This window comes from Pseudoxanthomonas sp. P4_B2, assembly GCF_056402315.1.
Genome location: NZ_JBFUHQ010000006.1, coordinates 1 through 13,694, shown reverse-complemented (window position 1 = coordinate 13,694; position 13,694 = coordinate 1). Strand labels below are relative to the sequence as shown.

At 64.0% G+C, this 13,694-nt stretch carries 14 protein-coding genes; 9 read left to right on the top strand and 5 right to left on the bottom strand.

What is annotated here, in order from left to right:
- The first annotated feature begins 248 nt into the window (after positions 1–248).
- Positions 249–761 (top strand): hypothetical protein, encoded by a 513-nt coding sequence (locus tag AC1DTQ_RS15215; RefSeq protein WP_477850651.1) that lies wholly within the window; start codon positions 249–251, stop codon positions 759–761.
- A 59-nt stretch (positions 762–820) separates the two neighbouring features.
- Here the strand turns inward: AC1DTQ_RS15215 and AC1DTQ_RS15210 are convergent, their stop codons facing one another.
- The 4 genes from AC1DTQ_RS15210 to AC1DTQ_RS15195 form a co-directional block, all read right to left on the bottom strand.
- Complete coding sequence (locus AC1DTQ_RS15210; protein WP_477850649.1) at positions 821–1,324, bottom strand: DUF2846 domain-containing protein; 504 nt, start codon at positions 1,322–1,324, stop codon at positions 821–823.
- A gap of 4 nt (positions 1,325–1,328) precedes the next feature.
- On the bottom strand, positions 1,329–1,985 hold the full coding sequence (locus tag AC1DTQ_RS15205) for a hypothetical protein (RefSeq protein WP_477850648.1): 657 nt from the start codon (positions 1,983–1,985) through the stop codon (positions 1,329–1,331).
- A 223-nt stretch (positions 1,986–2,208) separates the two neighbouring features.
- Positions 2,209–2,652, bottom strand: coding sequence for a VOC family protein (locus tag AC1DTQ_RS15200; RefSeq protein ID WP_477850647.1), 444 nt, complete (start codon positions 2,650–2,652; stop codon positions 2,209–2,211).
- Positions 2,653–2,829: 177 nt separating this feature from the next.
- Positions 2,830–4,086: a 6-phosphofructokinase gene (locus tag AC1DTQ_RS15195; RefSeq protein WP_477850645.1), complete on the bottom strand. Its 1,257-nt coding sequence runs from the start codon at positions 4,084–4,086 to the stop codon at positions 2,830–2,832.
- A 123-nt stretch (positions 4,087–4,209) separates the two neighbouring features.
- Between AC1DTQ_RS15195 and AC1DTQ_RS15190 the strand changes: the two genes are divergently transcribed.
- From AC1DTQ_RS15190 to AC1DTQ_RS15180, 3 genes are all read left to right on the top strand, one after another.
- On the top strand, positions 4,210–4,788 hold the full coding sequence (locus tag AC1DTQ_RS15190; RefSeq protein WP_477850644.1) for an adenylate kinase: 579 nt from the start codon (positions 4,210–4,212) through the stop codon (positions 4,786–4,788).
- Between the two features lie 115 nt (positions 4,789–4,903).
- Positions 4,904–6,268, top strand: a complete 1,365-nt coding sequence (gene mpl, locus AC1DTQ_RS15185; protein WP_477850642.1) for a UDP-N-acetylmuramate:L-alanyl-gamma-D-glutamyl-meso-diaminopimelate ligase — start codon at positions 4,904–4,906, stop codon at positions 6,266–6,268.
- A gap of 13 nt (positions 6,269–6,281) precedes the next feature.
- Positions 6,282–6,860: an LON peptidase substrate-binding domain-containing protein gene (locus tag AC1DTQ_RS15180; protein ID WP_477850640.1), complete on the top strand. Its 579-nt coding sequence runs from the start codon at positions 6,282–6,284 to the stop codon at positions 6,858–6,860.
- Between the two features lie 487 nt (positions 6,861–7,347).
- Here the strand turns inward: AC1DTQ_RS15180 and AC1DTQ_RS15175 are convergent, their stop codons facing one another.
- Positions 7,348–9,348, bottom strand: a complete 2,001-nt coding sequence (locus AC1DTQ_RS15175) for a bifunctional DedA family/phosphatase PAP2 family protein (protein ID WP_477850639.1) — start codon at positions 9,346–9,348, stop codon at positions 7,348–7,350.
- A gap of 64 nt (positions 9,349–9,412) precedes the next feature.
- Between AC1DTQ_RS15175 and AC1DTQ_RS15170 the strand changes: the two genes are divergently transcribed.
- From AC1DTQ_RS15170 to AC1DTQ_RS15150, 5 genes are all read left to right on the top strand, one after another.
- Positions 9,413–10,120 (top strand): protein kinase family protein, encoded by a 708-nt coding sequence (locus AC1DTQ_RS15170; RefSeq protein ID WP_477850638.1) that lies wholly within the window; start codon positions 9,413–9,415, stop codon positions 10,118–10,120.
- Between the two features lie 90 nt (positions 10,121–10,210).
- Positions 10,211–11,029: an SDR family oxidoreductase gene (locus AC1DTQ_RS15165; protein WP_477850637.1), complete on the top strand. Its 819-nt coding sequence runs from the start codon at positions 10,211–10,213 to the stop codon at positions 11,027–11,029.
- A gap of 39 nt (positions 11,030–11,068) precedes the next feature.
- Positions 11,069–11,506, top strand: coding sequence for a VOC family protein (locus tag AC1DTQ_RS15160; protein WP_477850636.1), 438 nt, complete (start codon positions 11,069–11,071; stop codon positions 11,504–11,506).
- 29 nt (positions 11,507–11,535) lie between these two features.
- On the top strand, positions 11,536–12,075 hold the full coding sequence (locus AC1DTQ_RS15155; protein WP_477850635.1) for a cysteine hydrolase family protein: 540 nt from the start codon (positions 11,536–11,538) through the stop codon (positions 12,073–12,075).
- A gap of 26 nt (positions 12,076–12,101) precedes the next feature.
- Entirely contained in the window at positions 12,102–13,337 is a 1,236-nt protein-coding gene (locus AC1DTQ_RS15150; protein WP_477850634.1) for an acetylornithine transaminase, read from the top strand.
- Positions 13,338–13,694: the final 357 nt, after the last annotated feature.

Genomic DNA, 13,694 nt, shown 5'->3' with positions numbered 1-13,694 from the left:
GTGGATGCAATCCAGCGAACCGCTTGAGGAACGTCAACGCAACAACCGGGCAAGTCACTCGAACTAGGCAGCGGACTTGACGACTGCCCGGAACGATTCAATGGTCCGGCAGCCCGTGTCGCGGTGTGTTCAGCAATCCCTGGAGCACCCCGAGTATGACCGGATGACCCCGCAGCCGCCAGACGCCCGGGCGAGGTTCAGCCGCAACATGGCAGCCTGCGGCCTTTGAAATGGCGAGGAGAACCCGCATGCGATTGATTCCGACCCTGTTGGCCGCTGGCTTTGTCGTAGCCTCTTCGCCCGTTTTCGCGGCCGATCCGGCGCCCGAGATCCAGCGCCCGCTCGGCACCGCGCAGGCGGTGGGCGCGGCGCACACGTTGCGTACCATTCCCGAGGCCTGCGCACGTTTGGAAGGCGTGTTCACCGCCGATGCGGCGCAGCCGTACAAATACGCGGTGGTGCGCACCAGCCCGCAATGCCAGCCGCGCGCGCGGTTCGTCGATTTCGCCAAGGCGAAGCCTTCGTCGGCGGGCGGTTGGAAATTGAACGATGTGATTCGCGTACCCAATGCCGCCTGCTCCTCGCAGCAAGCGGTGGTGCGCGTCTGGCGGCTGCCCGCCGACAATACGCCCAAACTGGATGGACAGGGCAGCGCGCGCGTTTACTTGCAGGAATCGAAGGAAACCGCCGCTGCCGGAAAACTGCCGCCCATTACGATGTACGCGGCGGAGATGAAGGTGGAAGGGAAGGGCTGCAACTGAGCAAATAAAAAAAGGCCGCGAATGCGGCCTTTTTTTATTGCCCTATGCCAGGGTTATTTTTATTCCAGCGCCTTGGCGGGTTTGAGTTTTTCAGCCATGCTGTCGAATGCGACCTGATCCGAAGGCGACAGATTGGGGTGGCCGGCGAACAGGCCCATGGTGACGCCACCGATCACGTAGTAGGTCTCACCCGCTTCCACTTCCATGTTCAGGATGTCCTTGGCTTCGGAATGCACGGTGTATTCGTGCGCGCCAGGATCCGTGGCATGCACGAAGTACGTGCCGCTGCTCAACTTGCCCAGTTCCGCTTCGCCTTCACGCACCTTGTAGCGGATTGCGGAGCCAGCGAACTTCTTTTCGCGAAAGAAAACGATCTGTCCCTTGCCTGCCGGTGGTGGCGCGATCTTGCCATTCGTTGCGGCGACCGCTTCGCTGGCTTCCTGCACGGGTGCCGCTGTGTCTGCGGGGGCCGCGGCAGTGGGCTCGGCAGCCGTCTGCGCCTGCGCGAAAGCCGGGCAAACCAGTGCCAGGCACAGCAGGGAACGATGCAACATTGGACGCATAGTGTTACTCCTCATCGGTTTGGGTGGATTCGTGTGTCGGCGACGCCGCTGTACTCGCGGAGACGCCTTGTTGCGTGGTGGTTAGGGAGGACTGCGGGGCCGGGGGCATGCCCTCGATAGCTGGTGGCGGCGCGGGAATCGCGTGCTCGACGATTGCCGTAGGCGGCTCTATGGCAGTGAGTACAAGATCCATATCCTGAGCGATTTTGGCTTGGGCCAATGTGCCCGCTGGGATGAAGATCTCGTCCCCCTGTACGAAGAACGCGAAGACGCCCACAGCGACGCTCAGGCCGACCGCCAGTGCCGAATTGTCCTTGCCTTGTCCGCCCAGTTTCATTCCGCGCAAACGAATCTGGTTAGCTTCATCCCGCTGCAGGTAGCGTGCCGCGATAAGCAACTCGCCGGCTTTGCCGCCGCCACGCGATTTCGCTGCGTGGACGATTTCTCCCTGCCCTTCGATGCCGGCGGGCAGGACGATTTTTCCTTCCACCGATACTGACTCGGCGAGGCGTATGCGGAACTTGTCGCCCCGCTTGACCAAGCCGGAGTCCAACGGATCAAGGATCTCCAGCACTACAGCGGTGCCATCGGCAATGCGGCAGCAGGAAATTGCGATCGAAGATTCCGGCCGCAGCGTCGCGATTGTGGTGTCGTCCTGCATGGACGGCGCAATGTCCTGCGCAACGCAGCATGGCGACGCAGCCAACACCAGCAACAAGCCCCCCGACTTGAACATAGAACGCATCCCTGCCATCTCCCCTGGACGCGAGGCTAACCGAATCTAGACCTGGTTCCAATAGGCATGTGACGATGCGCGCGTTTCGTGAGCTGGCCGACGACGTTCGTGGGCTATGCCGAGCCCATTGCGCCGACAAGGCTGCCGGTCAGCATGGATCGCCGATCTTGTCGTAGCGCCGCTGCATTTCCTCCGGCGTAACTTCCTCGATGCTGTGCCCGATATTCCAGCGATGACCGAACGGATCGCGGATCACGCCCGAGCGCTCTCCGTAGAACGCGTCGGTGGCGGGGCGCAGCACGGTGGATCCGGCGGCCAATCCGCGTGCAATGACTTCATCGGCGTTGTCGACGTGTACGTGCAAGCTGACGCTGGTGCCCGCCGCCGGATCGGGACGGACGATGCCATGCTCCGGATATTCGTCGCAGAGCATCAGCGTGGTGCCGCCGAAATCCAGTTCGGCATGGCCGATGCGGCCGCCGGGTTCATCCAGGCGGAACAGTTCGGTGGCGCCGAAGACCTCGCGATAGAAATCGATCGCTTGGGCGGTATTGCTGACGCAGAGATAGGGAAACAGCTGATGTACGGTCATGGCGCGCTCCTGTTGGGAGCGCTGATGTTCCGGCGTATGCGGCACGCCGTCTTGTAAAAAAATGCTGGCTGGTTTCTCTGAAGCGACCATAGGGTGGGCCCTGGCCCACCATTGCCATGCATCCGATCGCGATGGCTTCGGAACCAAGAGCGGTGGGCTGGAACCCACCCTACGCCGTCAGCCTTCCCACTTCGGCAGCTTCTTCTTCACCGCCACGTTCTTCAGCGACACATACGCCGGCAGACCGTCGCGCCCGTACGGCGGATAGGCTTCGCCGCGGATCAGCGGCTCCAGATACTTGCGGGCGATGGGAGTGATGCCGTAACCGTCCTTGCGCAGGAAGTTGTTCGGCATCTTCTTCTCGTGGTTAGCCACTTTGGTCAGCGGCGCCGCCTCGATCTTCCAGCGGTACGGCGCATCGGACGTGCGCACGATTACCGGCATCACCGCGTTCTGGCCTTTCAAGGCGAACTGCACCGCCGCCTTGCCCGCGGCCTGGGCCTGATCCCAGTCGCTCTTCGAGGCGATGTGGCGCGCGGAGCGCTGCAGGTAGTCGGGCAGGGTCCAGTGCACCTTCATGCCCAGTTCGTTCTTCACCCGGCCAGCCAGATACGAAGCCACACCGCCCAGTTGTGTGTGGCCGAAGGAGTCCTTGCCGCCACCTGCATCGGCCACAAAGCGGCCGTCGGCGTATTGGATGCCTTCGCTTGCGACGACGACGCACCAGCCGACCTTGGTCACCACTTTCTTGACCTGGGCCAGGAACGCGGCCTCGTCGTAGGCGCGCTCGGGGAACAGGATGATCTGCGGCGCGTCGTCCGGATTTTTCCCCGCCAGGCCCGCGGCTGCGGCCAACCAACCCGCATGCCGGCCCATGGCTTCGTAGACGAATACCTTGGTCGAGGTCTCGGCCATCGCGGCCACATCCAGCGCGGCCTCGCGTATCGACACCGCGGTGTATTTGGCCGCCGAGCCGAAGCCCGGGCAGGTATCGGTGACCGCCAGGTCGTTGTCGATGGTCTTGGGTACGCCGATGCAGGTCAGCGGATAGTCGTAGGCCTTGGCCAGCTGCGAGACCTTCAGGGCGGTGTCGGCCGAGTCGTTGCCGCCGTTATAGAGGAAATAGCGCACGTCGTGGGCTTTGAATACTTCCAGCAGCCGCTCGTACTTGGCGCTGTCGGCTTCCAGCGACTTGAGCTTGTAGCGGCAGGAGCCGAATGCGCCACCGGGGGTGTAAGCCAGTGCGCGGATCGCGGCGGCGGACTCCTTGCTGGTGTCGATCAGATCCTCGCGCAGGGCGCCCAGGATGCCGTTGCGGGCGGCCAGAACCTTGACCTTGCGGGCGCGGGCTTCGCCGATGACGGCCGAAGCGGAGGCGTTGATGACGGCGGTGACACCGCCGGATTGAGCATAAAGAAGGGTGCCTGCAACCATGGTCGGGTTCGTTCCGGATTGGTGGGATGCGGTAAGCTTGGCCTATAGCGCGGTGCCGCGCTGGCGCAGGCAAAGTCTAGCGCCGCCGCCCGCCATCCGGTCATTTTTGGTTTGGAGTCAGCAATGCGATTGGTTCTACTGGGCCCGCCCGGGTCGGGCAAGGGCACGCAGGCGGCGCGCCTAAAGGAATACCTGCAGGTCCCTCATATCTCCACCGGCGACCTGCTGCGGGCCGAAGTAGCCGCCGGTAGCGCGCTGGGCGTTCAGGCCAAAGAGGTCATGGCACGGGGCGACCTGGTCAGCGATGAGATCCTGCTGGGTATGCTGGAATCGCGCTTCAGCCGCGCCGACACCGCTAATGGCTTCATCCTGGACGGCTATCCGCGCAACCAGGCCCAGGCCGATGCGCTGGGCATGCTGTTGCAGAAGATGGGCAAGCCCATGGACTACGCCGTGCAGCTGGAAGTGCCTACCGAACTGCTGGTGGAGCGCATCGCCGGCCGCGCTGCGGCCGAGGGACGCGCCGACGACACCCCCGAATCCGTGCGCACGCGCCTCAAGGTGTACGACAACCAGACCGCGCCGGTGATCGATTACTACCGCCAGCACGGTCAGCTGACCGTGGTGAATGGCGTGGGTTCGCTGGACGATGTGTTCAGCCGCCTCATCGAGGCGCTGTCGCCGGCCAAAGAGGTCGGTTGATCCGATGTTGTAGGAGCGCCCCATGGGCGCGAGCTCTTTCTGTAATCACCTCTAAAAGCTCGCGCCCATGGAGCGCTCCTACCAGTTTGCGGGGGAAACCAGCGACAATTCGTCCATGAGCAAACTCCATATCCTCGGCATCGCCGGCACTTTCATGGGCGGCGTGGCCGCATTGGCGCGCGAGCTGGGCCATTCGGTGGAGGGCAGCGACCAGGCCATCTATCCGCCCATGTCCACTCAGCTGGAAACGCTGGGGATTCCCTTCTCGCAAGGCTACTTGCCGCAGAACATTTCTCCGGATTGCGACGAGATCGTAGTCGGCAACGCGCTTTCGCGCGGCAATGCGGCGGTCGAAGCGGTGCTCGACGAAGGTCGCAAATACACCTCGGGCGCGCAATGGCTGGCCGAGAACGTGTTGCCGGGGCGCGACACCCTCGCGGTGGCGGGAACGCACGGCAAGACCACCACCACCACCATCCTCAGCTATCTGCTTGAAGCCGCGGGCCGCAATCCCGGTTTCCTGATCGGCGGCGTGGCCGAGGATTTCGGTGTTTCCGCACGTGCCGGCGGCGGACGCGAATTCGTGGTCGAAGCCGACGAATACGACACCGCATTCTTCGATAAGCGCAGCAAATTCGTGCACTACCGGCCGCTGGTGGCGATCCTCAATAACCTGGAATACGACCACGCCGACATCTTCCCGGACATCGCTTCGATCCAGCGCCAGTTCCATCACCTGGTGCGCACGGTGCCGGCGCGCGGGCGCTTGATCGTCAACGGCGAGGATCAGCGCCTGGCCGAAGTGCTGGCAATGGGGTGCTGGACGCCGGTGGAACGCTTCGGCTTCGATACGTCGATGGAATGGAGCGCGCGGCTGGTCGACGAAGACGGCAGCGCGTTCGCCGTGCTCCACAACGGTACCGAGATCGGTGTAGTGCGCTGGCCCATGCTGGGCCAGCACAATGTCTTGAACGGATTGGCGGCGCTGGCCGCGGTGAACGCGGTGGGCGTCGATATCGCAAGCGTAATCCCGGCCCTGGCGGATTTCCGCAGCGTCAAGCGTCGTCTGGAAATCATCGGACAGTCCGATGGCATTACCATCTATGACGATTTCGCCCATCACCCCACCGCCATTCAGACCACGCTGCAGGGCTTGCGCGCGAAAGTCGGCAGTGCGCAGCGAATTATTGTGGCGATGGAACCGCGCAGCAATTCCATGCGCCTGGGCGCGCATTCCGATGCACTGGCGCCCTCGCTGGCGGGTGCCGACGCGGTGGTCTTCCTGCACCGCCCCGAGTTGGCGTGGGATGCGGGCAAAGTAGTGGCGGCGATCCGTGGCGACGCGCGCACGGTGCCGGACGTGGAGGCGCTGATCGGCGCGCTGAGGTCGGTCGCACGTGCGGGCGACCATGTGGTGTTCATGTCCAACGGCGGCTTCGACGGCGCGCCGCGTCGTTTCCTGGCGGCACTGGACGGCTGAGTATTCCGATCGCATGCCCACTGGCGCGCCGCTCGCACTGTTCCCGCTGCATACCGTGCTCTTGCCCGGCGCATCATTGGGCCTGCGCCTGTTCGAGCGGCGTTACCTGGACATGGTGCGCGATTGCGGCCGCAACGGACACGGCTTCGGCGTGTGCATGATCCTGGACGGCAGCGAAGCCGGTATTCCCGCCACGCCGGCCGCCTTCGGCACCGAGGCGCTGATCGAGGATTTCGGCACCGGCGACGATGGACTGCTCACCTTGCAGGTGCGCGGCGGACGACGTTTCCATGTGAACCGCACGCGGGTGCGCGACAACGGTCTGATCATGGGCGAAGTGGAATGGCGCGAAGCCGACCTCGACGATTCCCTACGCCCGGAACATGCGCTGCTGGCTACGGTGCTGCAGCACTTCTTGGAAAAGATCGGCGGCGAACACAGCAAGGTCAGCAACGCGCGGTTCGACGATGCGGCGTGGGTGGGGTGGCGGCTGGCCGAATTCCTGCCGCTCGAGGATGGGCAACGATTGTCGGTGCTGCAGGAAGACGATGCGCACGAACGGCTGGAGATGCTGCTGCGGTTGATGCCTTGAGTGTTTGTGTAAATTGGTAGTTGAACCCTTCCCCTGCTTGCGGGGGAAGGTGCCGAAGGCGGACGCCCCGAAGGAAGTACCCTTGGGGTATGGGGGCGCTCTTGGCGCCATCTGCCAGAACTATAGCAAGAGCGTTGACCAGCCATTCGGCTGTTGAAAGCCGCGCGTTGCGCGAGTCACTTTTCTTTGAACGGCAAAGAAAAGTAACCAAAAGAAAGCCGTCCCTGTATCAAGTACGGGGCAGGCTCTAACGTCGCGCCCCATGATGAAGCCGTGGGGTCCGCAAGCAGGCCGGGAATTTCCGTAAGGCGCATCCTGCGCCTCCGGAAACGGCGCACATCCATGTGCGCCGCCCCTGCGGGGTTTATCCCGTCCTGCTTGCCGCGCCTCACGGGGTTTTATGGCAACAGCAACAGCAAAATCTTAAGCAAGGCTTCTGAGAGAGTCGCTCGCCGTCTAAAGACGCACTAAAAGGTCGCAGATACATCTACTTCGCAGGACGATCCGTCCGGATCCGAAGCACGGGAACCTGCGACTCCGGATGCAGGGCGACCCGATGCTCCAGCTCTTCGGTCGCTTCGGTCAACGCCTCCAGCGACGAGCCGGCTTCGCGCAGCGGCCGCCACATGCCAACGAATTCGAAGGCTCGCTGGTGCTCCAGCGTCTGCACGCTGCCGATCCACAGCGGCACATCGCCCGGCTGCAGGCGTACCGGCGCTGCCCACAACCGCAATGCGAGCATCTCGCCTGGCTTTGGTCCGTCGCGCAGCATCAGCAGGCTTTCCGCGCGGGTATCCAGGGTGGCCGGAAGCACGGGTTGCCGTTGTTCGGGCAGGTCGCTGTCCAGCAAGTTCAGGGCCTGCTCCCAGCCGGCCTCCTCCTGCATCCGCCAGCCCTTCGCCTGCAGCTGCGCGCGCAATGGCGCCAGCGGCCCGGCGACCTGCACATCCAGTGGCCAGCGTTGCTCGTCGTCGAACTCGTTGCGTCGTGCAGGCTGCTGCTGCCAGTCGTTTTCCCACCAGTCTTCCAGTGGAGTCGAGGTGGAGAACTGTATGACTTCGAACTGCGCGAGCAGGGGCGCGATGTTGCGCGGCGCATGCCAGAGCGCCGCCACGGCGATGGCGCCGTAGAACAGCCATGCCAGCGGCTTCATCCATAGCGAGCGGATGGTGCGGCGGCGGTAGGCGATGCCCAATATCAGCAGCCAGAAAATGCCGAACAGCATGCCGCCGATGACGTCGCTCAACCAGTGCGCGCCCAGATAGATACGGGCGAAGCCGATCAATGCCACCACCATGCCCGACACCAGGTAAGGCCAGATCCGCCGGCGGCCCGGAAGTTCGCGCGCGATCAGCACGGCGAAGAACCCGAAGGTGATCGTGGCCATGGTGATGGTGATCGAAGGAAAGCTGAAACCGCTGCTCACCGCGGGCGGGCGCGGAAAATCCACGGATATGCCCAGCCAGGCGGTTAGGGCAAGGCCGAAGGCCAGCGCCGCTAACCAATGCGCGGCCGCCATCCACCGTTTGCGCCAGGCCAGGTACAGCAAGACCAGCGCGGCGGCTGGCGCAAGCACCTCTACGTCGCCTAGCGAAGCGAGCGCGGCCATCGGGTAATCGGCCAGCGGATTGCGCAGGGCCTGCATCGCCTGGTGGATGGCCAGATCGACACCCAAAGGTTCGCCATGTCCGAGCACCAAAGCCAGGAACGCGAACCAGATCCAGCCGATAGCCAGCAGCATCACCGCCAGCAATGCCAACGGCACCGATTCGCGCCGCTGCGGATCGAATACGGCGATCGAATAGCGCCCCAACACCGGATGTGCGTGCGACCACGCCAATACGCGCGCCAGCAGGGAGTCGGCATGCGCGGCGAACCAGCGATAGGTGTACAGCACACCCGCCCAGGCCACGGCCATCACCGCCAGCACCAGCGCCAGCACCAGCGCCAGCCGTCCTGCGACCGCCGCCACCGCATCGTAGGCCTCGCCCAGCACCCATCCAGGGGCGAGAAACAGCACCGCCCAGCTCACCGCAGCGATCAGGCTGGCCGGGACGTAGCGACGCCAGGGCATCTTCAACATGCCCGCGATCGCGGGTACGAAAGGGCGGATCGGGCCCACATAGCGTGCGATCAGGATGCTCTTAAGCCCATTGCGGCGGAACATCGTCTCGCCGCGATCCAGCAGCTGCGGATACTTGCGGAACGGCCAGTGGTTGCGCAGCTGCGGCCCCCAGCGCCTGCCGATCTGGAAACTGATCGCATCGCCCACGAATGCGCCCAGCGCGGCCGACACCAAGGCATACGGCCCCGACAGTTCGCCCAGGCCGATCAGCATGCCCACGGCGAACAACAACGGCAGCGCCGGCACGATCGCGCCCAGCACGATCAATGCGTCGCAGAAGGCGATGGCGAAGATCACGGCGCCCGCGGCCACGGGATGCGCAGTGATCCAGGCCAGCAGGTTGTCGAACCAGGAAGGATTCATTAGCGCCCGATTATAGAGTGCGTGCACAGGCGGCGCGGAAGGGCAGACGGTTTAAACTGCCGCCATGGACCACGAACATATCATTGAGAAGACAGCCATCGAAAAGCCGGTCATCGACGAACCGGCCATCGAAGTCGAAGCGCTCAAGGCCGACAGCTTCGGCCGTATCGCCCTGATGCGCGATGTGCGGGGTTTGTTCGTGCGCCGCGATCTTTCCGCGTCGCCGTGGTGGCTGCGATTTCCCGCATGGCGGCTGGCGCGCCGCGAAGCGCTGGCCTTGCGTCGGCTGGTGGGGCAGGTGCAGACGCCGCAACTATTGAACTGGAACGGCACCCACCTGGACCGGAGTTTCCTGGACGGCACGGCCATGTATAAGAATCCGCCGCGCGGCGATCTTGCGTATTTCCACGCGGCGCGGCGCTTGTTGCAGCAGGTCCATCGCCGCGGCGTCGCGCATAACGATCTGGCCAAGGAAGCGAACTGGCTGGTGCGCGCCGACGGCAGCCCGGCGCTGATCGATTTCCAGCTTGCGGTGCTCGGCGATCCGCGTTCGCGCTGGATGCGCCTGCTGGCGCGAGAGGACCTGCGCCATTTGCTCAAGCACAAACGCATGTATTGCCGCGACAAACTCACCCCGGTGGAGTGGCGGCTGCTGAAACGGACCTCGTGGATGCGCGATCTGTGGTTCCGCACAGGCAAGCCGGTTTACCGTTTCGTCACCCGCAGGATATTGAAGTGGGAAGACAATGAAGGGCAGGGGCCGAAGCCTTGAGAACGGTTTTCCGGTCGACGGTTGTTGGAAGCGAACCGACGACCCACAATCGACAATCGGATCGATGATCACCAGCAAGCACGGAAATCCATGACCACCCTCGCAGGCAAGACTCTATTCATCACCGGCGCCTCGCGCGGTATCGGCCTGGCCATCGCCCTGCGCGCTGCGCGCGATGGGGCCAACGTGGCCATCGCGGCGAAGTCGGCGGTGCCCAATCCGAAACTGCCGGGAACGATCTACACCGCCGCCGACGCAGTCACCGCGGCGGGTGGCCAGGGGCTTGCGCTGAAATGCGACATCCGCGAGGAGGACGAAGTGAAAGCCGCGGTCGCGGCGACCGTGGACCTGTTCGGCGGCATCGACATCCTGGTCAACAACGCCAGCGCCATCTGGTTGCGCGGCGCGCTGGAAACGCCGATGAAGCGCTTCGACCTGATGAGCCAGGTCAACTCGCGCGGCAGTTTCCTGTGCGCGCAGGCCTGCCTGCCGTATCTACTGCAGGCGCCCAATCCGCACCTCCTGACCCTGGCGCCGCCGCCGTCGCTGGATCCGAAATGGTGGGCGCCGCATACCGGCTACACGCTGGCGAAAATGGGCATGAGCTTCGTCACGCTCGGGCTCGCCGCGGAATTCGGCCCGAGAGGCGTAGCCGTCAACGCGCTCTGGCCGCGCACGCTGATCGCCACCGAGGCTTTGAATATGATTCCCGGCGTCGATGCCGCCAATGGCCGCAAGCCGGAAATCATGGCCGATGCGGCGCACGCCGTACTCACGCGCGTCGCGGAGGGCTTTTCGGGCAATTTCCTGATCGACGACGAAGTGCTGGCCGAGGCAGGCGTCACCGATCTCTCGGGTTATGCGGTCGATCCTTCGCAACCGCTCTATCCGGATCTGTTTCTTGACTGACGTACCTCCATCGAACCCGCCATCGGAGCCCCCGCCACGATGAAATACCTGCACGCCATGATCCGAGTCCACGATCTGGACGCGACCAGCAAGTTCTTCACCGAAGGCCTCGGCCTCGGCGAAACCCGCCGCCTCGACAACGAGGCGGGCAGGTTCACGCTGGTCTACTTCGGTGCGCCGGCCAATCCGGAAGCGGAGATCGAACTGACCTACAACTGGCCCGCCGCGGACGGCTCGCCGAGCGAGGACTACGGCAGCGCGCGCAACTTTGGCCATTTGGCCTTCGAGGTGGACGACATCTACGCCACCTGCGCGCATCTGCAATCGCAGGGCGTCCTGATCAACCGGCCGCCGCGTGACGGGCGCATGGCGTTCGTGCGTTCGCCCGATCTGATTTCCATCGAGTTGCTGCAGAAAGGCGGGCGTCTGCCGCCGCAGGAACCTTGGCTGTCCATGCCCAATACGGGCGTGTGGTGAGTCCTTCTTCCTCAAACTATGGATAAGCGATGAAAAATGCGTTGGTGATCATTGATGTGCAGCAGGGATTGTTCGACGAAACTCCCGCACCGGCCGATGCCGATGCCGTGATCGAACGCATCAATGCCTTGTCCGCGCGTGCGCGCGCCAGCGATGTGCCGGTGATCCTGGTGCAGCACGAAGTGCCTGGCACCCAGCTTCAGCACGGTTCGCCGGGCTGGCAACTGGACCCGCGCCTGCAGGTCGCGCCTGCCGACCACCGCATCCGCAAGACCACGCCCGATTCCTTTCTGCGTACGGGCCTGGACGAAGTGCTTGCGTTCTCCGGTGTCGAGCAGGTGGTGATCTGCGGCTACGCCACCGAATTCTGCGTGGATACCACTACCCGCAGTGCGGCCGCGCACGGCTACGCGGTGATCCTGGCCGCCGATGCGCACACCACGCAGGACAAGGCGCATGCCAGCGCCGCGCAGATTCGTCTCCACCACAACGCGACCCTGCCCGACATCAGCAGCTTCGGCCCGGTGATAGAAGCCGTGCCGACGGAGCAGATCCGCTTCGCCTCTTGAACCATCCCTTCCAGGATCCACACCGAATGTCCGATACCGCCGACCTGCTCGCCGCCGGCCAGCACTACTACCTTCCGGTCTACCGTCCGCGCGAAGTGATCCTGGAGCGTGGCCAGGGCGCGCGCGTCTGGGATCGCGACGGCAACGAATACGTCGATCTGTCCGCCGGTATCGCCGTGTGCGGACTTGGCCATAACGATCCCGATCTGGTCGCCGCGCTGACCGAACAGGCCGGCAAGCTGTGGCATACCAGCAATGTGTTCTACAGCGAACCGCCGCTGCGGTTGGCCGAGGAACTGGTCGCCGCTTCGCGTTTCGCTACACGCTTATTCCTGTGCAACTCCGGCGCCGAGGCCAACGAGGCGGCGATCAAGTTGATCCGCAAGTGGGCCACGGCGCAGGGCCGTGCGCCGGATCGCCGCGTCATCGTCACCTTCCGCGGCAGTTTCCATGGCCGCACCCTGGCGACGGTCACCGCCACCGCGCAGCCGAAATACCAGGAAGGCTATGAGCCGTTGCCGGGCGGTTTCCGTTACCTCGATTTCAACGATCTGGCGCAGTTGGACAACGCGATGGCCGCGGGCGACGTCGCCGCGATATTGGTGGAACCGATCCAGGGCGAAGGCGGAGTGATGCCGGCGGCGGAAGGCTTCCTGCGCGGCGTTCGTGAACTTTGTGACCGCCATGGCGCATTGCTGGCGCTGGACGAAATCCAGTGCGGCATGGGCCGCACCGGCACGCTGTTCGCGCATTGGCAGGAAGGCATCAAGCCCGACATCGTCACCCTAGCCAAGGCGCTGGGCGGCGGTTTCCCTATCGGCGCGATGCTCGCCGGTCCGAAAGTCGCCGAGATCATGCAGTTCGGTGCGCACGGCACCACCTTCGGCGGCAATCCGTTGGCGGCGGCGGTGGCGCGGGTGGCGTTGCGGAAGCTGGGTTCGCCGGAAATCGCCGCCAATGTGCGCAAGCAATCGGAAGCATTGCGCGATGGATTGTCCGCACTGGGTGCGGAATTCGGATTGTTCTCCGAGATACGCGGTCGCGGCCTGATGCTCGGCGCGGTGTTGAAGCCGGAATACGCCGGGCGCGCTGGCGAGATTCTCGATCATGCCGCCGCCAACGGGCTGTTGTTGCTGCAGGCAGGACCCGACGTGTTGCGGTTCGTGCCAGCGTTGAACATCACCGACGTCGAAGTTGCTGACGGTTTAGCACGCTTGCGTTCGGCTTTGTCGAGTTTCGCGAAGAAGATTCCGTCGACCTGAAGCCCCTCTCCAGCTAAAGCCCCTCTCCTGCGGCGCCCGAAGGGTGTGCAAGGCTGAGAGGGGTTGGGGTGAGGGTGCGGCGAAGTCCAAATAGTTCACCATCATGGACTTCGCCGTACCCTCATCCGGCGCTGCGGGCACCCCGGATCAAGTACGGGGCCGGCTCGTCTCCCGAGGGGAGCAGGGTTAAGCCAGCGCGCTCTTCAAGCCTCGTGCAAAGCTTGCCGCAGATCCACAATCAGATCATCCACCTGCTCCAACCCCACCGACATGGGCAGAAAGTTATGCGGTGTGGTCGTATGAGGAACTTCGACCTTACCGCGGTGCTCCTCCAGCGACTCGGAGCCGCCTAGCGAA